We start from the raw sequence: 18,723 nt of genomic DNA on the forward strand, positions 1-18,723 counted from the left end.
CGCCGGGACGGCGGTCAACCGGCCCGCCGGCGCCGGTTTCGTCGCTGGGGAGTGTGCGAGGCGCGGAAGCCCGGCTCCCGGTGTTGGAACCGGGTTTTCGCGGGACGCCGCCCGGCGGGATCTGGGCCGCGCCGCAGCTACGAAACGGGGGCCAGCACGTAGCGGTCCTTGCCGGCGGCCTTGGCGGCGTACATCGCGGCGTCGGCGTCGCGCAGCAGGGCGGCCGCGTCGGTGCCGGGCCGGTGCATCGCGATGCCGACGCTGGTCGACACGTGGGCCGGCTCCCCGCCGACGTCGATCGCCAGCCGGACGTCGTCGATGATCCGCTCGGCGGCCGCGTGCGCGTCGGCGATGTCCCCGACGCTCTCGAGCAGGATCGCGAACTCGTCCCCGCCGAACCGGGCCACGGTGTCGCCCTGCCGGATCCCCGTACGCAGACGGTCGGCGACCACCTGCAGCACGGTGTCGCCGGCGTGATGGCCGCGGGCGTCGTTGATCTGCTTGAACCCGTCCAGGTCGATGAAGAGCACGGCCACCGTCCCCTCGCCGGGCGTTTCCAGGGCACGCTCGAGCCGCTCGTAGAACAACTGCCGGTTGGCCAGCCCGGTCAGCGAGTCGTGGAAGGCCAGCTGGTGCAGCTGCTGCTCGCGTTCGCGCAGCTGGGCCTCGACCTCCTCGCGGCGCTCGATGTCGCGCCGCAGCGCCGCCGTGGCCTGCTCGACCTGTCGTACGGCGCGGTTCCGGCTGTTGGACAGGATGCCGGTGACCAGCGCCAGCATGATCGTCAGGGCGATGCCGGCCGCGCCCGACAGCAGGCTCATCCCGCGGTCGGTCGTGCTCAGCAGGCGCTTGGTCGGCCACATGGTCACTTCCCAGCGGCGCTGCCCGGCCCGTACGGAACGCTCCCGCACCAGCTTGTCGTCGGTGACCCGGGTCCCCGGGGTGGCCGTGGCGATCACCCGGCTGTCGGCGGCCGCGTCGGTGAGCCGCACCTGCACCGCGCCCTGGCTGCGGTCCATCAGCGTCTGGGACAGGAAGTCCTGGCCGCGCACCCCCATCAGAACCCAGCCTTCCAGCCGGTCCGGTGCGTCCGAGCCGGCGCCGGTGTAGACCGGGACCGCCATCACGATCGAGTTCTGGCGCTGCTGGGGCGGGAGTACCCGGTCCATCACGAGCTGGTAGGCGGGGCTGATCACCGGCGCGCTGATCCGCTCGGACAGCGTCATCGCCTTGGTCGCCTCGGGGCTCTGACCCATGTCGGCTCCGGGGATCGGGGTGCCGCTGTCGAAAACCCGGTGGAAGATCACGAAGTAGTGCGCGGTCAGTTTCGGCTGGGGGCTGAGCACCAGGTCGGTCGCGCCGCGTTCCCGCCAGTGGCGCTGGGTCGCGGCGGTCTCGGCGCTACCGGACGGTACGACGAAGGCCACACTGCTGGCGCCCGGCAGCCGGGCCGCGTCCAGCCCGCCGGTGGTGCGCCCGAAGTCCTCGGCGTCGAAGTCGGGCTGGGTGCCGATCGCCGACGCCAGGTCGGACAGGGTCTCGCCGTAACGCCCGACCCGGTCGTTGATGGCCGCCGCGACCTCGTCCGCGTAGCGGTCCATGAGCTGGCCCGCGTACTGCTCCTCGCCCCGCCGCTGGGCGTCGTAGATGCCCAGCGAGACCACGGTGCCGGTCAGCAGCACCGCGAGCACCAGCGCGATGCCGCTCCACCGCCCGCCGTCGCGCACTCTTACCCCATCGGCACCCGCCACGATCTGCTGAGCCGGAGTCAGGCGGGCGCCGCCTGCTGGGCCCCGGGTCAGGCCGGCTCCACCTGGTGGACGCTCGGGGCCAGGACGGCGGCGCAGCGCAGATTCCGGTAGCGGCCCCGGTGGTCGAGCCCGTAGCCGACGATCAGACCCGGGCCCACGTCGAAACCCACGTACGTCGGGGTGTCGGCGAAGCGGGCCGTCTCGGGCTTACGCAGCAGCGCGCACACCGCGATCGACGCCGGGCCGCGCTGGGCCAGGTTGGCGATCAGCCACGACATCGTCAACCCGGTGTCGATCACCCCGTCGACGATCACCACGTGCCGGCCGGTGATGTCGACGTCCAGGTCCTTCAGCAGCCGCACCGACCCCGAGGCACGGTTGTGGGTGGTGTACGACTTGACCGCCATCCAGCCGATCTCGAGCTGACCGGGGTACGCCCGGGCCAGGTCGACGGTGACGGTCGCGGCACCGCCCAGCACCCCCACGAACACGGGCTCCCGGTCGCCGTAGACCTCGTACAACTCGGCGGCGAGGGCACCCACCCGCGCCAGGATCTGCTCCTCGGTCAGGATCACCGCTTCCAGATCATCAGCCACGTGGATCGCGTCCACCGCGTTCCCCCATTCGGGTAGATCACCGGCAAGTTAACAACGCGTGACGGAAAAAAGCTTCGATTTCCGACACGCCTGATCCGCCCTTCCAGGCTTGTTCAACTTCTAGTAAGGTCCGCGCGTTCGATCGTTCATGTTTCGGGTCTCACCAGGAGTAGCGGCATGACGCAGCGGTATCCCCTCGCAGTGATCCGCGACCGCACGTACAAGCAGAAGGACGCGTGGTGGACCGTCGGCCTCGTCGACCCCCTCGCCTCCCGGCTGGTCTGGCTGGTGCAGCCGTGGCGTTCGGTGACCCCGAACCGGCTGACCACCCTCGCGTTCCTCGTCGGCGCTGTCGGTGCGTACTGCTTCTGGCAGGCGAGCTACCCGTGGCTGCTCCTCGGCGCCCTGCTGTTCCACCTCAGCTTCGTCCTGGACTGCATGGACGGCAAGATCGCACGGCTGAACGGGACCGGATCGGCGTTCGGGTCGTGGCTCGACTACGTGCTCGACCGGCTGCGCGTGGCCATCTGTGCGGTCGGCCTGTTCGGCGGGCAGTACGCGGCGACCGGCAACATGACCTGGCTGTGGGTCGGCGCCGTCGTGGTGTTCCTCGACATGTTCCGTTATCTGAACGCGCTGCAGATGGGCAAGGTCCGCGCCGACCTCAACCAGGGGGGCGCGATCATGACCGACGAGGACTCCGAGACCGGCCCGGTCGTGCCCGCGGCCATGCCCCCGGGCAACCCGTCGCCGATCTGGCGGCTCCGTGATTTCCTGGTGCGCCACCGGATCCGGCCGCACCTGTTCAGCGGCATCGAGTTCATGATGTTCGTCTTCATCGTCGGACCGGTCCTGCAGCTGACCATCCCGGTGGCGGTGCTGTCGTCGGCGGTGTTCGTGGCGTTCGAGCTGCTGCTGATCTACCGCCTCTACGCGTACGCCAAGCGCAAGACCGCGCAGAACAAGCGGGAGCAGGCCGCCGCCGAAGCCGCCGCCGCAGCCACGGTGGCCGTCGCCGCCTGACCCCGGCGTCACGGCGCCGCCCGGCGTTTCGTCGCGGCGCCGCTCGGTTCAGAGCACGTTGTCCATCACGGTGACCTCCGCGAGCGGGATGAACCCGCTGGTCGCGTAGAGATCGATGGCCCGCACGTTGGCCGACTCGGTCTGCAGCGACAGCCGGTGCGCCCCGCTCGCGCGCGCCTCCTCCTCGACCACTTCGAGCAGCTGGCGCGCGATGCCACGGCGCCGGGCGGCCGGCCGTACGTAAAGATCACGCACGAGCCACACCGTACGCAGGGTCAGGGCGGCCGGAACCACGGCGACCGTACAGATGCCGTCGGCCTCACCGGCCAGATAGACCCGGGCGCGGGCAGCGTCGATCTGCTCCCGCAGCCAGGCAGCTACCGCCTCCGGGGCCGGGTTCGCGCCGTAGTGCTGGCGGTACTCGTCCAGGAGCCGGGCCGCGTCCTCCCATTTGCCGGGGTCGTCCTCCCCGAGGCGCGTCACGGTCACCTACCCATAATCACTCCTATCTCGCGATAAAGCGGGCATAATCCCATCGTGGCGCACATCGACGAGGTGCTCGGACCTGATGACGACACCGTCACCTTCCTCCAGTCCCGGGCCATGGTCTACGTCACGATGCTCTGGGTGATCGCCGCCGTCTGGGCCACCACGCTCGTCCTGTTCACCGGCTTGCGGATCGCGCTCGGCGACACCCCCAGCGTCGGCGACTTCGTGCTCTACGTCGAACTGGCCCTGGTCGTCCCGGTGGCGCTGGCCGCCGTGATCCTGCTGGCCGCGTGGAACCGGCTCGGCTGGCTGCACAGCTCGATGCGCGGGCTCGACTTCGCTGCCACCGGCCGCCGGCCCGTGCACATTCCGTGGGCCGGCATCGAGGAGGTGGCGCTGCGCTACCGCGGCCCGTTCGCCGAGCTGATCATCACACCGGTCGACGGTGACTTCGTCGAGCCGGGCGACGGGCCGGGCCGCCCTCCGCGTACCCGCCGCCGGGCCGGTCGCACGACCTACCTGGTCGATGTGGGCCTGATGTCGCCCGCGCCCGAAGTGCTGCTGGCCGAACTGCACCGCCGCCTGCCGACGAAGGTGTAGCGGCTTTCGTCGGATTTGCGGCATATCACGCACCGTGTGCCGGGGCGAGCGCGGCGCGGCCGCCCGGTGGTGCGCGCGGGGTGAACGTAGGCTGTCAGCATGACTGAGTTCGACGGCCTCCCGCTGCTCCGTTCCCCCGTGGCCATCGCCGCCTTCGAGGGCTGGAACGACGCTGCGGACGCATCGACCGCGGCCGTGGAACACCTCGAGCAGGTGTGGCAGGCCCGGGAGATCTCCACCATCGACCCGGAGGACTTCTACGACTTCCAGGTCAGCCGGCCGACGATCACGATGGCCGAGGGTGAGACCCGCAAGATCGAGTGGCCGACCACCCGGTTCACGGTGGCGAGCCCGCCCGGCGCCGACCGCGACGTCGTGCTGATCCGCGGCATCGAGCCCAGCATGCGCTGGCGCACCTTCTGCGAGCAGGTCCTCGAGGTCTGCCACAGCCTCGAGGTCAACCGGATCGTGCTGCTCGGCGCCCTGCTGGCCGACGTCCCGTACACCCGCCCCCTGCCGATCAGCGGCTCGGCCAGCAACAGCGAGGCCGGCGAGAAATACAACGTCGTCCCGACCCGCTACGACGGCCCGACCGGCATCGTCGGCGTGCTGCACGAGGCGGCCGGGCGCGCCGACCTCGACGCGCTGTCGTTCTGGGTGCACGTGCCGCACTACGCGAACAACCCGCCCTGCCCCAAGGCGACGCTCGCGCTGTTGAGCCGCCTGGAAGACGTGCTCGACCTGCCGGTGCCGCTCGCCGACCTCGCGGAGGAGGCCGACGAGTGGGAGAAGCGGGTCCGGGCCGCCGCCGAGCAGGACGCGGAGCTGGGCGAATACGTGCGCGAGCTCGAAGAACGCGTGGGCGACGAGGGTATCCAGCCGCTGACCGGTGACGAGATCGCCAGCGAGTTCGAGAAATACCTGCGCCGCCGGGGCGGGTCGGCCGGTCCGACCGCCGGTTCCTGGTAGCGCCTCGCTTCTCCGGCCCGGTCTCGCTTGTGTGCGGGGCCGGGCTTTCTCGCGTACGGGAACTCTCTTGAATCGCCGCGTGTCGACGCGTGTCGCTGTGGGCCACACCACGTTCCGTCAGGCATCCTAGGAACCTAGGCGTTACCGAGGAGGTCAGCGATGACGATCAACCCGGGGGCCGCGGAGTTCCCGCATCGGCAGATCGCGGCACAACTACGCGAACGCATCCGCCGCGGCGACTGGCAGCCCGGTGAGCGCCTGCCGTCCATCCCCGCGATGGCCGAGATGTTCGGGGTCGCCAAGCAGACCGTCCAGCGCACCGTCGACCAGCTCCGCGTCGAGGGCATCCTGATCACCAAGCCCGGCTCCGGTACGTACGTCCGGGGCACCCGCCGCCGCCTCAACCGCCTGTCGAGGGGCCGCTACGGCGCGCACCGGGGATATCACGCCGATCTCGCCGCCCGCTATCGCCAACAGCTTGTTTCCGTACGCCGTGAGCCCGCCCCACCCGAGGTGGCCGACGCTTTCGGGGTCCGCGACGGCACCGAGATGCTGGCCCGCCGCCACCTGGTGAAGACCGACGACGTGACCGTCGAGCTGGGCGCCTCCTGGTTCCGTGTCACCGACGTCAGCGGCACCTCCCTGGAGCGGGCCGAGGCATTCGGCCGCCCGCTCTATCAGGAGGCCGAAGAGGTGCTGGGCAAACGCTACGCCTCGGCGACCGACACCATCACCGCCCGCCAGCCCAGCCGCGACGAGGCCGAGATCCTGCAGATCCGGCCCGACACCCCGGTCCTGCACCTCCTTCACGTGGCCTTCGACGAGACCCGCAAGCCCATCGAGGTGGCCCAGGCCACGTGGCCGGGCCCGATGACGACGCTGACCGAGGAATACAAGATCCCGGCCCCCACCCCGTCCACTCCCGACACCGACCCCGGCCTCGCCCTGGCCTGACCGTGGCGCTGTGGACAGCCGCGAAAGCCATCACCCCTCGCTGTGGACATCCCCGCTCCCGAGGCTTGACAAGCGCGTACTCTCAGCGCATTTCCCAGGGCGGGCGGGGGAGGCGGCGGCTGCTCAGCGATCTTGACCTGGCGATCTTGGCGGGCGGCTGTCATACCCAGGTCGTGCCACGGAACAAGGTCGTCTCGTGACGATCTCCTGCTCTGGATGACTGTCTGCGAAGGACATCGTCCAGAACGGGGTAAAGACATGATCAAGCGATGGAAAGCCCTGGCGGCGGTCGCGGTGACCGCCCTGACTCTGACGCCGGCGGTCAGTGCCTCGGCGTCACCCACGGGCGACCGGACGACCGACGTCGTGGCGGCCCGGACGACCGACGTGCGGGCGCTGGGAATCAACTGCCCGCCGGGATTCGGCAGCAACGAACACAGGTGGGCCTCGCTCGGCGCTCTGGCCCAGACCACGAGAACCCGGGTGATCACGGCGAACGGCACGGCCGGCGACCAGGCGTACATCTACGACAAGCTCAGAACCAACGCCAGGACCCAGATGTGGTGCAAGCGCCCCTATATCAACGGGTGGTTCCGGCTGGCCAGCCTCAGCGCCTACCTCGATCACGGCGGCCACAGCCTCTGCCTCACCACCGAGGCGACGCGCGGGCGGGCGGTGAAACTCGCGCCGTGCCGCGACACCAACCAGTGGCAGTTGTGGCGGTCCTCCCCCGAGGGCGCTCTCAAGAGCGTCGCGGGCCTGTGCATGGACGTGGTGAATTACGGCACAGCCAACGGCAGCCGGATTCAGACCTACACCTGTCATTACCGGACGAACCAGATCTGGCTGCATATGGAATGAGGAACAGCTGAAACAACGGAAGACCCGAGGGGCCGGCGGCGCCCTCGGGTCGACTGTTCGGTGGGGAGGGCTGGGGACAGCCCTCCCGGACTACGACACTCAGAGAATGTCGATGCCGATGCTGTTGCCGTTCAGAATGCCGTTGTTCGAGGTGTAGCTGTAGTAGTCGCCACCGTAGAAGTCGCCACCGTGACGGTGGTGGTGACGACGGTGGTGGTGGAAGTAGTAGTCGTCATCATCCTCGTCGCACCAGTCGTGCGAGGACGCGGACTGGTTGGTGGCCTGCGAGCCGTGGGAGACGGCGGCCTGGGCGGGACCCGCCAGGGCGAGGCTCGCGCCGGAGGCCAGCAGAAGACCGGCGAGGTACAGAACCGGACGACGCATGATATTTCCTTTCGGACGAAAGTAGGACCTCCGAAAGTCTGTGCTTCTCGCCCACAAAATGCGTCAGTTTTCCGATAAGTACAACCAAAACGGGCTTAAACTTCTAAACCCGTCCGTAACCGCTGGACAGGCGTTTAGGGTGGCCTAGGAACGTTGTGTGCTCAGAGACGGACGCCGAGCAATGCGTCGACCGTACGGGCCATCAACGCCGGAGCCTGATCGTCCTCGCCCACATTCGACAGGGCAGCCTCGGCCCACGCGTCGACCACCGCCAGAGCCGCCGGAGAGTCCAGGTCGTTTCCGAGAGCTTCCCGTACGGCGGCCAGCAGCCCCTCTCCCGACGGACCAGCCGGAGCCGCGGCGGCCGAACGCCAGCGCGCCAGACGCTCCTGCCCCGCCTTGAGCACGTCGTCGGTCCACTCCCGGTCGCTGCGGTAGTGCCCGTTGAGCAACCCGAGACGGACAGCCATGGGGTCGACGCCGTCGCCACGCAGCCGGGACACGAAGACCAGGTTGCCCTTGGACTTCGACATCTTCTCGCCCTCGAGCCCGATCATGCCGGCGTGCACGTAGTGCGACGCGAACGGCGCCTCGCCGGTCAGGGTCTCGGCGTGGGCGGCCGAGCACTCGTGGTGCGGGTAGAGCAGGTCGTTGCCGCCGCCCTGCACGTCGATCGTGGTGCCGAGCCGGTCGATGGCGATCGTCGTGCACTCGATGTGCCAGCCGGGGCGGCCGGGGCCGAGGTCGCCGCCGTCCCAGGCCGGCTCGCCCTCGCGGGCGCCGCGCCACAGCAGCGGGTCGAGCGGGTCGCGCTTGCCCTCGCGGTCGGGGTCACCGCCGCGCTCGGCCGAGAGCACCCGCATCTCGTCGCGGGACAGGTTCGACTCGTAGCCGAATCGGGGCGCCGCCGCGATCGAGTAGTAGACGTCGCCGGTGCCGTCCTCGAGCGTGTACGCCGCCCCGGCCGCCAGCAACTCCCCAACGTGCCCGACGATGGCCGGGATCGACTCGACCGCGCCCACGTAGTGCGCCGGCGGGATGATCCGCAGCGCCTCCATGTCCTCGCGGAACAGGGCGGTCTCGCGCATCGCCAGCACGACCCAGTCCTCACCGTCGCGGGCGGCCCGTTCGAGCAGCGGGTCGTCGATGTCGGTGACGTTCTGCACGTAGTTGACGGCGTGCCCGGCGTCGCGCCAGAGCCGGTTGACCAGATCGAACGAGATCATCGTGGCGGCGTGGCCGAGGTGCGTCGCGTCGTACGGCGTGATGCCGCAGACGTACATCGTCGCGGTGGAGCCGGGCGCGGTCGCGGCGATCTCACGGCGGGCCGAGTCGTAGAGGCGCGGCGCGAGGGCCTCGCCGGGCAGGGTCGGCACATCGTGCCCGGTCCAAGCATCCATGGTCAGGAGCCTATCCAGCACCTGGGGCAGAAACCTGGGGGGCGTGGGCAAAACTACACAGGCGGCCAGGGTATGGCGGGCCAGTCCTGCGGCGGGTCGGGGAAGCGCCCGCGCCGCAGCAGCCGCCTGGCCCGCAGCCGCACGTGCTGCACCTCGGTCAGCGTCAGGTGGTCTTCCAGCTCGGCGCCGAGGTCGCCGTCGAGGAGCCCGCCGAGCCGGGTCAGCACCTCGGTGGCCTCGGGGATCAGCGGCTTGCCGGTCCAGCCCCACAGGACCGTACGCAGCTTGTTCTCCACGTGGAAGCTGACGCCGTGGTCGACCCCGTGAACCGAGCCGGTCGCCGGGTAGAGCACGTGGCCGCCCTTGCGGTCGGCGTTGTTGATCACCGCGTCGAACACGGCCAGGCGGGCGAGCCGGGTGTCGTCGGCGTGGGCCAGGGCGTACGCGTCGCCGTCCTCGTCGCGGGCGTTGGCGACCGGGAGCCAGCCCTCGGGCACGTCCCACGCCGGGACGAAGCCGATCAGCGACTCGGCCGTGTCGGGTTCGTCGATCCACAACTGCAGGGCGCCCGAGCCGAGCGGGCCCTCGCGCAGGATCGTGGGGGGAACCAGGTCCCACCCCGTGGCGCGGGACACCAGGTAGGCCGAGACCTCACGGCCGGCCAGGGTGCCGTCGGGGAAGTCCCACAGCGGTCGCTCGCCCTGCACGGGCTTGTAGACGCAGCGGCGGGTGAGCCCGTCGAGCGTGATCTCGGCCCGCAGCGTCGTGTTGGACGCGTCGACCAGCCGGCCCTCGATCTCGAGCCGGCCGCGGGCCAGCAGTTCGAGGGCGTCGGCCTCGGCCAGCGCCGCGGCGGGCTCGGTGGTCACCGGTGGTAGCCGTTGTGCCGGGGGCAGAGGTGACCGGCCGGGTCGAGCGGCTGGCCGCAGAGCGGGCACGGGGGCCGGCCGGCGGCGACCACCCGGCGGGCGCGGTCGATGAACGCGCGGGTCGCCTCGGGGGTCAGCCGCACCCGGAGCCGGTCGAGGTCGTCGTCGGGCTCGTCGTCCTCGTCGTCGTCGTCCTCGACGGTGGGGACGTCGTCGTCATCGTCGCCGAGCTCGATCTCGACCTCGGCCTCACCGGCCTCGATCGCCTCGATGACCACGGTGCTCGTGTCGACGTCGAAGGCCAGGCCGAGCGTGCCGACCCGGAACTCCTCGTCGACCGGGGTGTCGAGCGGCTCGTTGTCGTGGGTGGCCAGCACGGGCGCGTCGGGCAGCGAGACACCGAAGCGCTTGTTGGCCTCGACCAGCAACTCCTCGAGCTTCTCGGCGAGGAGCGACACCTGGACCTTCTCCAGCGCGACGCTGACCACCCGGCCGCCGCCGCGGGCCTGCAGGAAGAACGTCCGGTCGCCCGGCTCGCCCACCGTCCCGGCGACGAACCGCTCCGGCGGCTCGAACGAGTGCACCTGGTGGGTCATACCGACAACCCTATCCACGACGGCACCGCCCCGCGCATCCCGATCGGTCCGGGTTCGCCGAGGGCGCAACGCACACCAACCTGGGGTAACACACTCGTCACAGAGTGCAGTCAGACCCCTCCGCCGGCTCCCCCGCCGACGGCCGCGTCGGAGCGGGCGCCGTCCTGCGACGGCGGCGGGATCAGCGACGCCAGGTCGGACGTGTCATTGAGCCGTACGAGGAAAGGCCTGGTCGGCGTGTAGCGGATGACGCTGATCGAGGCCGGGTCGGCCACGATGCGCTGGAACTGGTCGAGGTGCAGTCCCATGGCATCGGCGACGATGGCCTTGATCACATCGCCGTGGCTGCAGGCCAGCCACAGCGCGTCGGGGCCGTGCGACTCGGTGATCTTCGCGTCCCAGCGGCGGACCGCCGCGACCGCCCGCGCCGACATGTCGGCCATCGCCTCGCCGTTGGGGAACACGGCGGCGCTCGGGTGCTGCTGCACGACCGACCACAGCGGCTCCTTGGCCAGTTCCTTGAGCGGGCGGCCCTCCCAGTCGCCGTATCCGCACTCGGTCAGCCCCTCGTCGACCACCGGCTCGGCCCCGGGCAGGGCCAGGCCGACCGTCGTGCGGCAGCGGATCAGCGGGCTGGTGACCACGGCGGCCAGCGGCAACGGGCGCAACCGGTCACCGGCCCGCTCGGCCTGGGCGCGGCCGGTGTCGTCGAGCTCCACGGGACGGCGGCCGGCCAGTTCGCCGGTGGCGTTGGCCGTCGTACGCCCGTGCCGGAGCAGAAGAACGGTGGCCACTACTCGGCCACGCCGGACTCTTCGTACGCCTCGGCGACGATCCGCAGGGTGTCGATGCCGCTCTTGAGGTCGCCGACATAGGGGCTGATCGACAGCGTGCCGACGCCGGCCGCCGCGTACTGCCGGATCCGCTCGGTGATCTGGATCTTGTTGCCCAGGATCGACGTGCGCTCGATGAACTCCTGCGGCACGGCCTCGGCCGCCTCCGCCTTCTGGCCGCTCAGATAGAGGTCCTGCACCTTGGCCGCGGCGTCGGCGTAGCCCATGCGCACGGCGAGCTGGTTGTAGAAGTTCTGCTCGCGGCTGCCCATGCCACCGACGTAGAGCGACGCGTAGGGCCGGATGACGTCGGCGCACCAGGCCACGTTGTCGCCCACCACCACGGGCACGCTGGGCGCGACGTCGAAGCCGGTCAGGCCCAGGCCCTTCTTGGCCCGGCCCCGCTCGATGTGCTGCAGGTACTCGCCGGCCGCGTCGGGCGCGAAGAAGATGGCCAGCCAGCCGTCGGCGATCTCGCCCGCGAGCTCCAGGTTCTTCGGGCCGACGGCGGCCAGATAGATCGGCACGGCCTCGCGCGGCGGGTGGAAGCCGAGCCGCAACGCCTTGCCGGGGCCGTCGGGCAACGGCAGCGTGTAGTGCTCGCCCTGGAAAGAGACGGGCTGCCGGGCGATCGCCATCTTCACGATCTCGACGTACTCCCGCGTGCGGGAAAGGGGTTTGCCGAACCGGACCCCGTGCCACCCCTCGGAGACCTGGGGACCCGACACGCCCAGGCCCAGGCGGAACCGGCCGCCGGACAGGGTGTCGATCGTCGCCGCGGTCATGGCCGTCATGGCCGGGGTGCGCGCCGGGATCTGCATCACCGCGGCGCCGAGGTCGATCTGCTGGGTCTGCCCGGCGATCCAGGACAGCATGCTGACCGTGTCGGACCCGTAGGCCTCGGCCGCCCACACCACCGAATAACCGAGGCGGTCCGCCTCCTGCGCCATGGCGAGGTGGTCCGCGGGCGTGGTCCACGCCGCCTGATAGCCGAGGTTGAGTCCGAGCCGCACGATCTTCCTCCCAAGACACCGTCGTCCCCCGAAGCCTACTGACCCGTGGAGATCACATTCGGTCCGGTAACCGACGGCTCGCCCGGCCCTTGGAGGATTTCGCTCTTGACATTCTCTGAATAAGGTTCACTCATGCTGCAACGACCGCTCGGCCGTAGCGGGCTGGCGATCTCCCGGCTCGCTCTCGGCACCATGACCTGGGGCCGCGACACCGACCCGGACGACGCGGCCGCGCAGCTCAAGCTCTTCCTCGAGGCCGGCGGCACGCTGCTCGACACGGCCGACGTCTATGGCGACGGCGACGCCGAGGCCGTGATCGGCTCGCTGATCGACCATCTCGTGCCCCGCGACGAAGTGGTGATCGCCACCAAGGCCGGCCTCACCCCGCACGGCTACCGCCGCCGCGACGGCTCCCGCGGCAACCTGCTGCGCTCGCTCGACGCGTCGCTGCGCCGCCTCGGCACCGACTACGTCGACCTGTGGCAGGTGCACGGCAACGACCCGATGACCCCGCTCGAAGAAACCCTGGCCGCCCTCGACCACGCCGTGAACAGCGGCCGGGTGCGCTACGTGGGTGTCTCGAACTTCGCGGCCTGGCAGACCGCCCGCGCCGCGACCTGGCAGTCGGCCTACCCGGGACGGGCGCCGATCGTGGCCGCCCAGATGGAATACTCCCTGCTCGAACGCGGCATCGAACGGGAGCTGCTGCCCGCCTCGCAGGCCCTCGGCTTCGGCGTGCTGGCCTGGTCGCCGCTGGGCCGGGGCGTGCTGACCGGCAAATACCGCAACGGGCGCCCGCTCGACTCGCGCGCCGCCACCGAACACCTGGCCCCGTTCGTGCAGACCTATCTCGAGCCGCGCAGCTCCAGCATCGTGCAGGCGGTCGTCACCGCGGCCTCGGGGCTGGGCGTCTCCCCCATCGAGGTCGCGCTGGCCTGGATCCGCGACCGGCCCGGGGTGGCCGCGCCCATCCTCGGCGCGCGCACGGCCGGGCAGTTGCAGGGCGCGCTGCTCAGCGAGGAACTGACCCTGCCGGCCGAGATCGCCGGTGCGCTCGACGACGTGTCCTCGATCGACGTCGGCTACCCGGAACGCGAAGGCGTCGGCTATCCGGACGGCGAGGGCTGAGTGTTTCGCCCGCTGCTGCGCGCGATCACCTACCGCCGCGGGGTCTTCCTTCTGCTGGGCGCGGTCATTCTTCTCCCGTACGCGATGACGGCCGGCCTGCTGGCCCAGATGCTCACGATGCCGGACAGCAACCTGGCGGGCGTGCTCGCCACGGCCGCCGTCGCGTTCGCGATCGCCGTGGTTCCGCCGTTCCTGGGCGGCACCCGCGAACTGGAGATCACCGCCGCCCGGGCGCTGCTCGGTGTGCGGCTGCCCGACCACGACCGCGGCCGCCCGATGGCCCTCGAGACCCGGCTGCGCTCGGCCGTCTGGTTCGGCCTGCACCTCGTCAGCGGCGCGGTGGTCGCCACCCTCGTGCTGATCGCGGTGCCACTGGCGCTGCTCGCCTTCACCGAACGCCTCGGCCTCACCGACGGCGCGCTGACCGGCAGCGACCTGGGCCCGGTCGGCGCCGAGGACCGGTGGGCCTGGACCGGGGTCGGGGTGGCGCTGCTCATCGGCACGGTCTACGCCACCGCCGGCCTGGGTTCGCTCGCCGCCACGATGGCCCCGGTGCTGCTCGGCCCGTCGGCCGCCGAGCGGGTCGCCGCGCTGGAGGCGCAGGAGCGGACCCTGGCCGAGCGCAACCGCCTCGCCCGGGAACTGCACGACTCGGTCGGTCACGCCCTCACCGCGGTCACCCTGCAGGCGGGCGCGGCCCGCACGGTCTTCGACAGCGATCCCGACTTCGCCCGGCGGGCCCTCGGAACGATCGAAGACCTCGGCCGTACGGCGTTGGAGGAGCTGGACGCCGTGCTCGGGTTGCTGCGCGACGCCGACGGACCGGCGCTGGCCGACGTCGGCCGGCTGCTCACCGGCGACGTCGACGCCCGGATCGACGACGTGGAGGTGCCGGGGCACATCTCCCGCGAGGCGTTCCGGATCGTGCAGGAGGGCCTGACGAACGCGGCCAAGCACGGGACGGGACGGGTCACGCTGCGGATCGCGGCCCCGGGCGCGTTGGTCATCGAGATCACCAACGCGGTCGGGCCGACCCGGGCCACGAGCGGGGGCCGGGGCCTGGCCGGCATGCGGGAACGCGTACGGCTGCTCGGCGGGTCCTTGACGGCCGGGGAGGAGGACGGGACGTGGCGGGTGGTCGCCCGCCTGCCGAGGGAGGGCAACGAGTGATCACGGTGCTGATCGTGGACGACGACGACCTGATCCGGGCCGGGCTGAGCGCCGTCCTGGGCGCGGCCGACGGCATCACGGTGATCGGTGAGGCGACCGATGGTGATCAGGCCGTCCCGCAGGCCGCGGCGCTGCACCCGGACGTCGTGCTGATGGACGTGCGGATGCCCCGGATCGACGGCATCCAGGCCACCCGCCTGCTGCTCGAGCGTCTCGACGATCCGCCCCGGGTGCTCGTTCTGACCACCTTCGAGAACGACGAGTACGTGTACGAGGCCCTGGCCGCCGGAGCGAGCGGATTCCTGCTCAAGCGGGCCCGACCGGAACGGATCGCCGAAGCGGTGCGCCTGGTGGCCCGCGGCGACTCGCTGCTGTTCCCTGAGGCCGTCCGCCGTCTGGCCGCCACCCACCAGCGTCCCGCGGCCGGTCGCCTGCCCGGGGCGCCGCTGACCGAGCGCGAGGCCGAGGTGCTGGCGCTGATGGCCGAGGGCCTGTCCAACGCCGAGATCGCCGGGCGGCTCGTGCTCGGCGTCGAGACGATCAAGTCGCACGTCGGGAACGTGCTGGCCAAACTCGGCGTCCGCGACCGTACGCAGGCGGTCGTCACCGCGTACCGCTCCGGGTTCATCTCCCCCTAGAGGGGGAGCTCGTTCCCTCTCGTCCGGGATCTGCCCACGGGCGGTTGTTGCGACCGTCGGTGCATGACGAACACGGCACAGAAACTGGCGGCCGGATGGGCCGCCCTCTACGGCACCCTGGCGCTGGTCTGGACCGTGACCGGCCGCGGTTTTCCCTACGGCCCCGGCGCCGACGGCAGCGAGACCAGCCCCCTGCGAGCCGTCACCCCCGAGGCCGGCGCTCCGGTCTTCGCCGGCGTCCTGCTCGTCACGGCCGTCCTCCTGCTGATCATGAGTGGCGGCCGGACGATCAAGGGCTTGCTCCGGTACGGGATCCTCGCCTACCTCGCCGTGGTGGCGATCACCCTGCTGGTCGTGCTGCCCGACACCCACCTGCTGACCCTGGCCGGATACGCGCCGATGCTGATCATCGGGCTGCCGTTCGGCTGGCCCCCGGTCGACTGGTCGACCGTCTTCACATGGACCCTGGCCAACCAGGCGTTCGCCGTCGTCGGTGGCCTGCTGATCGCCCGGGCCGCGCTGCGCTGGCAGTTCGGCACGGCCGGGGCATGCGAGGACTGCGGACGCGACGACCGGCCCGGCGGCTGGACGTCGAGGCAGTCGGCCGCGCTCTGGGGCCGGCGCGCGGCCTACGTGGCGGCGCTGATCCCGGTGCTCTACGCCCTCACCCGGTTCGCCTGGGTGCTCGGTGTTCCGCTCGGGCTGCCCTCCGACGCCCTGGACGAGCTGCGGAACAGCGGCGCCGTCTGGGCCGGTCTCGGGCTGGGCGCCTTCGCGGTGGTCGGCGCGATCCTCACGCTGGGGCTGGTGCAGCGCTGGGGCGAGGTCTTCCCGCGCTGGACGGCCGGCCTGGCCGGCCAGCGGGTGCCGATCCGTCTGGCCACCGTGCCGGCGACGCTGGTGTCGATCTTTGTGATGTCGGCCTCGGTGGCCTTCTACGCCGACCCGGTCTTCTTCGACAAGCTCACCACCGACACGATGGCGGTCGCACCCATGCTGGCCTGGCCGGTCTGGTCGGTCGCGCTGGGCGCGGCGACCCTCGCCTACCACCTCCGCCGCCGCCCGGCCTGCGCGAAGTGCGGCCGATCGGACTCCCCCGCAGGGGTGGTGTCCCAGCAGCAGGCGGGCGCATATTAGATCGCATGGACTACGAATACGCGCCGCTGCGGTTGCCCTCGAATGTCGATCGGTTGACCGCGGCGGCGAGGCTCGCCATTCAGGCGGAGTTCTCGGGCTGGGAGCTGGCCCGGGTCCAGCTCTTCGCCGACGGCAGCCGCAAGGTGATGCTCCGCCGCCGGATCCAGCCCACTCCGCAGCCGGGGCTGAGTTACTGAGAGGGGCCCGTCCACACGGACGGGCCCCTCTCAGGTCACAACTTCAGGCGCCGCCGGTCAGCGCTGGTGACCGGCGTGGTCATGGTCGTGCTCGTCCTCGTCCGGCAGGAACGGGTGCTCGTCGAGACGGCCGACCAGCAGGTCGCCCTCCTTGGGGGCGAACGGGCCTTCGCCGTCGGAGTCCTCGAACTCGTCGAGGTCGAGCGGGGCGGCGATCTCGCTGACCGTGAGCAGGCCGTCGAGCGGCTCCAGCTCGGGCACGTCGAGCGACGACAGCGACCCGTCGCCGGCCTGCAGCAGCTCGAGCACGGCCTCGCCGACGCTCTCGACCGGGCCGCCGTCCTCGTCCTCGGGCACGGACTGGCGGCGCGCCTCCTCGGCCCGGCGCAGCAGCGCCGAGACGCTGGGCACGCGGTAGTCGCGGCGCTGACGCACCGAGAGCACCTGCGGGTAGGGGTCGGCCGAGTCACCCGGCTCGAAGCCGTTGACGCCCAGGCCGAAGCGCTGGTCGGCCTCGTTCGGGTCGATCGACTCGACGTCCCACGGCGTCACCTCGCCGAACGCGTCGAGCAGCTTCTCGTCGTACGCGAAGGAAGCGTTGTTCAGGTCGACGTACGCCTGCCAGACGCCGTCGTCGTCGACACGGCCCTCGGCCGCCTTGACCGCCGCGAGATGCGCCCGGGAGGCCTCGATCACTCGCTCGAGGGCGGCGTCGAGTTCCGCGTTCTGGTCGGTCATCGGTATGGGTCCTTCCGCAGGTCAGCTGTTCCGGAGCAGACGGTCGAGCACACGCACGCCGAACTTTAGTCCCTCCACCGGGACGCGCTCGTCGATGCCGTGGAACAGCGAAGCGAAGTTCAGGTCGGCCGGAAGCCGCAACGGGGCGAACCCGAAGCAACGGATGCCGAGCGTCGAGAAGGCCTTCGCGTCGGTGCCCCCGGACATCAGGTACGGCACAGTACGCGCTCCCGGGTCTTCGGCGCGCAGCGCCGCCCCCATCGCGTCGACAAGTTCACCCCCGAACGCCGTCTCGACCGCGGGTTGCTGGTGCACGTGGTCGATCTCGATGTCGGGCCCGATCAGCTCGCGCAGCTCGGCCAGGAAACGGTCGGCCTCGCCGGGCAGGGTGCGGCAGTCGATGGTGGCCGAGGCCCGGCCGGGGATCACGTTGTCCTTGTAGCCGGCCTCGAGACGGGTCGGGTTGGCGGTGTTGCGGATGGTCGCGCCGATCAGGTTGGCGATCGGGCCCAGCTTGGCGATCGCCACCTCGGGGTTGTCCGGGTCGATGTCGATCTGCAGGGCGTCGCCGACCTGTTCGAGAAACGCCCGCACGGTCGGGGTGACCACGGTCGGGAAGCGGTGCCGGCCGACCCGGGCCACGGCCTCGGACAGGGCGGTGACCGCGTTGTCGTCGTGGATGAACGAGCCGTGCCCGGGGCGGCCGCTCGCGTGCAGGCGCAGCCAGTCCAGCCCCTTCTCGGCGGTCTGCACGAGATAGAGCCGCAGGTCGTCGTTCACCGTGTACGAATATCCGCCCACCTCGCCGATGGCCTCGGTGCACCCGTCGAACTTGTCGCGGTGGTTGTTCACCAGCCACTGCGAGCCGTACTCCATGCCGGCCTCTTCGTCGGCCGTGTAGCAGAGCACGATGTCGCGCGGCGGCACGTAGCCCGTGCGGGACCAGTCCCGGACCACCGCGAGCATCATCGCGTCGAAGTCCTTCATGTCGATCGCGCCGCGGCCCCACAGGTAGCCGTCCTTCTCCTCGCCCGAGAAGGGGTCGACCGACCACTCGCTCGCGTCGGCCGGCACGACGTCGAGGTGGCCGTGCACCAGCAGCGCCCCGCGGCTGCGGTCGGCGCCGGGGATGCGCGCGACCAGGTTGGCCCGTTTCGGCGCCGACTCGAAGAGCTCGACGTCGACGCCCGCCTCGCCCAGCTTCCCGGCGACGTATTCGGCGGCGGCCCGCTCACCGACCGTGGTGCGGGGGTCGCCGGTGTTGGTGGTGTCGATGCGCAGCAGGTCGCGGCAGATGCCGACGACCTCGTCGGCGGCGGTGGTCTCCATTTGACCTTCTTACCAGCAGGTTGTCACGGTGATGGGACGGGCCAGGTT

The 18,723-nt window shown here is 71.0% G+C and carries 21 protein-coding genes; 10 read left to right on the forward strand and 11 right to left on the reverse strand.

Annotated features, from left to right (window positions below):
* Positions 1–137: 137 nt before the first annotated feature.
* Both JIG36_RS30875 and JIG36_RS30880 read right to left on the reverse strand, forming a co-directional pair.
* Complete coding sequence (locus tag JIG36_RS30875) at positions 138–1,727, reverse strand: sensor domain-containing diguanylate cyclase (RefSeq protein WP_203379895.1); 1,590 nt, start codon at positions 1,725–1,727, stop codon at positions 138–140.
* Between the two features lie 71 nt (positions 1,728–1,798).
* Positions 1,799–2,362: a phosphoribosyltransferase gene (locus JIG36_RS30880; protein WP_307872975.1), complete on the reverse strand. Its 564-nt coding sequence runs from the start codon at positions 2,360–2,362 to the stop codon at positions 1,799–1,801.
* 162 nt (positions 2,363–2,524) lie between these two features.
* Here JIG36_RS30880 and JIG36_RS30885 point away from each other — a divergent pair, with 162 nt between their 5' ends.
* The gene (locus JIG36_RS30885; protein ID WP_203379897.1) at positions 2,525–3,370 is read left to right on the forward strand and encodes a CDP-alcohol phosphatidyltransferase family protein; all 846 of its coding nucleotides are present in this window, start codon (positions 2,525–2,527) and stop codon (positions 3,368–3,370) included.
* A 48-nt stretch (positions 3,371–3,418) separates the two neighbouring features.
* On the opposite strand, the gene JIG36_RS30890 is transcribed toward JIG36_RS30885, so the two are convergent.
* Positions 3,419–3,859, reverse strand: coding sequence for a GNAT family N-acetyltransferase (locus tag JIG36_RS30890; protein WP_203379898.1), 441 nt, complete (start codon positions 3,857–3,859; stop codon positions 3,419–3,421).
* Between the two features lie 48 nt (positions 3,860–3,907).
* Between JIG36_RS30890 and JIG36_RS30895 the strand changes: the two genes are divergently transcribed.
* From JIG36_RS30895 to JIG36_RS30910, 4 genes are all read left to right on the forward strand, one after another.
* The gene (locus JIG36_RS30895) at positions 3,908–4,459 is read left to right on the forward strand and encodes a hypothetical protein (protein ID WP_203379899.1); all 552 of its coding nucleotides are present in this window, start codon (positions 3,908–3,910) and stop codon (positions 4,457–4,459) included.
* Positions 4,460–4,558: 99 nt separating this feature from the next.
* Complete coding sequence (locus JIG36_RS30900) at positions 4,559–5,428, forward strand: PAC2 family protein (protein WP_203379900.1); 870 nt, start codon at positions 4,559–4,561, stop codon at positions 5,426–5,428.
* A gap of 159 nt (positions 5,429–5,587) precedes the next feature.
* Positions 5,588–6,382: a GntR family transcriptional regulator gene (locus JIG36_RS30905; RefSeq protein ID WP_203379901.1), complete on the forward strand. Its 795-nt coding sequence runs from the start codon at positions 5,588–5,590 to the stop codon at positions 6,380–6,382.
* A gap of 258 nt (positions 6,383–6,640) precedes the next feature.
* Positions 6,641–7,243 (forward strand): ricin-type beta-trefoil lectin domain protein, encoded by a 603-nt coding sequence (locus tag JIG36_RS30910; RefSeq protein WP_203379902.1) that lies wholly within the window; start codon positions 6,641–6,643, stop codon positions 7,241–7,243.
* A gap of 99 nt (positions 7,244–7,342) precedes the next feature.
* Here JIG36_RS30910 and JIG36_RS30915 read toward each other — a convergent pair whose 3' ends face one another.
* The 6 genes from JIG36_RS30915 to JIG36_RS30940 form a co-directional block, all read right to left on the reverse strand.
* The gene (locus tag JIG36_RS30915; protein ID WP_203379903.1) at positions 7,343–7,627 is read right to left on the reverse strand and encodes a hypothetical protein; all 285 of its coding nucleotides are present in this window, start codon (positions 7,625–7,627) and stop codon (positions 7,343–7,345) included.
* Between the two features lie 161 nt (positions 7,628–7,788).
* Complete coding sequence (gene mshC / locus JIG36_RS30920) at positions 7,789–9,027, reverse strand: cysteine--1-D-myo-inosityl 2-amino-2-deoxy-alpha-D-glucopyranoside ligase (RefSeq protein ID WP_203379904.1); 1,239 nt, start codon at positions 9,025–9,027, stop codon at positions 7,789–7,791.
* A 53-nt stretch (positions 9,028–9,080) separates the two neighbouring features.
* Positions 9,081–9,896: an SCO1664 family protein gene (locus JIG36_RS30925; protein ID WP_203379905.1), complete on the reverse strand. Its 816-nt coding sequence runs from the start codon at positions 9,894–9,896 to the stop codon at positions 9,081–9,083.
* Complete coding sequence (locus tag JIG36_RS30930) at positions 9,893–10,492, reverse strand: DUF3090 domain-containing protein (protein WP_203379906.1); 600 nt, start codon at positions 10,490–10,492, stop codon at positions 9,893–9,895. The genes JIG36_RS30925 and JIG36_RS30930 overlap by 4 nt, the downstream gene beginning before the upstream one ends.
* 110 nt (positions 10,493–10,602) lie before the next feature.
* On the reverse strand, positions 10,603–11,286 hold the full coding sequence (locus JIG36_RS30935; protein ID WP_203379907.1) for a histidine phosphatase family protein: 684 nt from the start codon (positions 11,284–11,286) through the stop codon (positions 10,603–10,605).
* Positions 11,286–12,338 carry an LLM class F420-dependent oxidoreductase gene (locus JIG36_RS30940; protein WP_203379908.1) on the reverse strand — a complete coding sequence of 351 codons (1,053 nt, stop codon included), beginning with the start codon at positions 12,336–12,338 and terminating at the stop codon, positions 11,286–11,288. Before JIG36_RS30940 ends, JIG36_RS30935 begins: the two co-directional genes overlap by 1 nt.
* 132 nt (positions 12,339–12,470) lie before the next feature.
* Between JIG36_RS30940 and JIG36_RS30945 the strand changes: the two genes are divergently transcribed.
* The 5 genes from JIG36_RS30945 (at position 12,471) to JIG36_RS30965 (ending at position 16,608) form a co-directional block, all read left to right on the forward strand.
* The gene (locus JIG36_RS30945) at positions 12,471–13,466 is read left to right on the forward strand and encodes an aldo/keto reductase (protein ID WP_203379909.1); all 996 of its coding nucleotides are present in this window, start codon (positions 12,471–12,473) and stop codon (positions 13,464–13,466) included.
* Complete coding sequence (locus tag JIG36_RS30950; protein ID WP_307872976.1) at positions 13,467–14,636, forward strand: sensor histidine kinase; 1,170 nt, start codon at positions 13,467–13,469, stop codon at positions 14,634–14,636.
* Entirely contained in the window at positions 14,633–15,274 is a 642-nt protein-coding gene (locus JIG36_RS30955; RefSeq protein WP_203379910.1) for a response regulator transcription factor, read from the forward strand. The genes JIG36_RS30950 and JIG36_RS30955 overlap by 4 nt, the downstream gene beginning before the upstream one ends.
* Positions 15,275–15,337: 63 nt before the next feature.
* Positions 15,338–16,411 carry a hypothetical protein gene (locus tag JIG36_RS30960; protein ID WP_203379911.1) on the forward strand — a complete coding sequence of 358 codons (1,074 nt, stop codon included), beginning with the start codon at positions 15,338–15,340 and terminating at the stop codon, positions 16,409–16,411.
* Positions 16,412–16,416: 5 nt separating this feature from the next.
* Positions 16,417–16,608: a DUF5703 family protein gene (locus JIG36_RS30965; protein ID WP_203379912.1), complete on the forward strand. Its 192-nt coding sequence runs from the start codon at positions 16,417–16,419 to the stop codon at positions 16,606–16,608.
* Positions 16,609–16,665: 57 nt separating this feature from the next.
* On the opposite strand, the gene JIG36_RS30970 is transcribed toward JIG36_RS30965, so the two are convergent.
* Together JIG36_RS30970 and JIG36_RS30975 are read right to left on the reverse strand one after the other, a co-directional pair.
* Entirely contained in the window at positions 16,666–17,346 is a 681-nt protein-coding gene (locus tag JIG36_RS30970) for a hypothetical protein (protein WP_203379913.1), read from the reverse strand.
* A 21-nt stretch (positions 17,347–17,367) separates the two neighbouring features.
* Entirely contained in the window at positions 17,368–18,675 is a 1,308-nt protein-coding gene (locus JIG36_RS30975) for a M20/M25/M40 family metallo-hydrolase (protein ID WP_203379914.1), read from the reverse strand.
* Between the last annotated feature and the right edge of the window lie 48 nt (positions 18,676–18,723).

It is taken from the genome of Paractinoplanes ovalisporus (assembly GCF_016834655.1).
GTDB classification, from domain to species: Bacteria; Actinomycetota; Actinomycetes; order Mycobacteriales; family Micromonosporaceae; genus Actinoplanes; species Actinoplanes ovalisporus.

Bases quoted from the DNA above. Each gene is read 5' to 3' on its own strand.
- JIG36_RS30885 (WP_203379897.1), top strand. From the start codon at position 2,525: ATGACGCAGCGGTATCCCCTCGCAGTGATCCGCGACCGCACGTACAAG.
- JIG36_RS30900 (WP_203379900.1), top strand. From the start codon at position 4,559: ATGACTGAGTTCGACGGCCTCCCGCTGCTCCGTTCCCCCGTGGCCATC.
- JIG36_RS30905 (WP_203379901.1), top strand. From the start codon at position 5,588: ATGACGATCAACCCGGGGGCCGCGGAGTTCCCGCATCGGCAGATCGCG.
- JIG36_RS30910 (WP_203379902.1), top strand. From the start codon at position 6,641: ATGATCAAGCGATGGAAAGCCCTGGCGGCGGTCGCGGTGACCGCCCTG.
- JIG36_RS30915 (WP_203379903.1), bottom strand. From the start codon at position 7,627: ATGCGTCGTCCGGTTCTGTACCTCGCCGGTCTTCTGCTGGCCTCCGGC.
- mshC (WP_203379904.1), bottom strand. From the start codon at position 9,027: ATGGATGCTTGGACCGGGCACGATGTGCCGACCCTGCCCGGCGAGGCC.
- JIG36_RS30930 (WP_203379906.1), bottom strand. From the start codon at position 10,492: ATGACCCACCAGGTGCACTCGTTCGAGCCGCCGGAGCGGTTCGTCGCC.
- JIG36_RS30945 (WP_203379909.1), top strand. From the start codon at position 12,471: ATGCTGCAACGACCGCTCGGCCGTAGCGGGCTGGCGATCTCCCGGCTC.
- JIG36_RS30960 (WP_203379911.1), top strand. From the start codon at position 15,338: ATGACGAACACGGCACAGAAACTGGCGGCCGGATGGGCCGCCCTCTAC.
- JIG36_RS30965 (WP_203379912.1), top strand. From the start codon at position 16,417: ATGGACTACGAATACGCGCCGCTGCGGTTGCCCTCGAATGTCGATCGG.
- JIG36_RS30970 (WP_203379913.1), bottom strand. From the start codon at position 17,346: ATGACCGACCAGAACGCGGAACTCGACGCCGCCCTCGAGCGAGTGATC.
- JIG36_RS30975 (WP_203379914.1), bottom strand. From the start codon at position 18,675: ATGGAGACCACCGCCGCCGACGAGGTCGTCGGCATCTGCCGCGACCTG.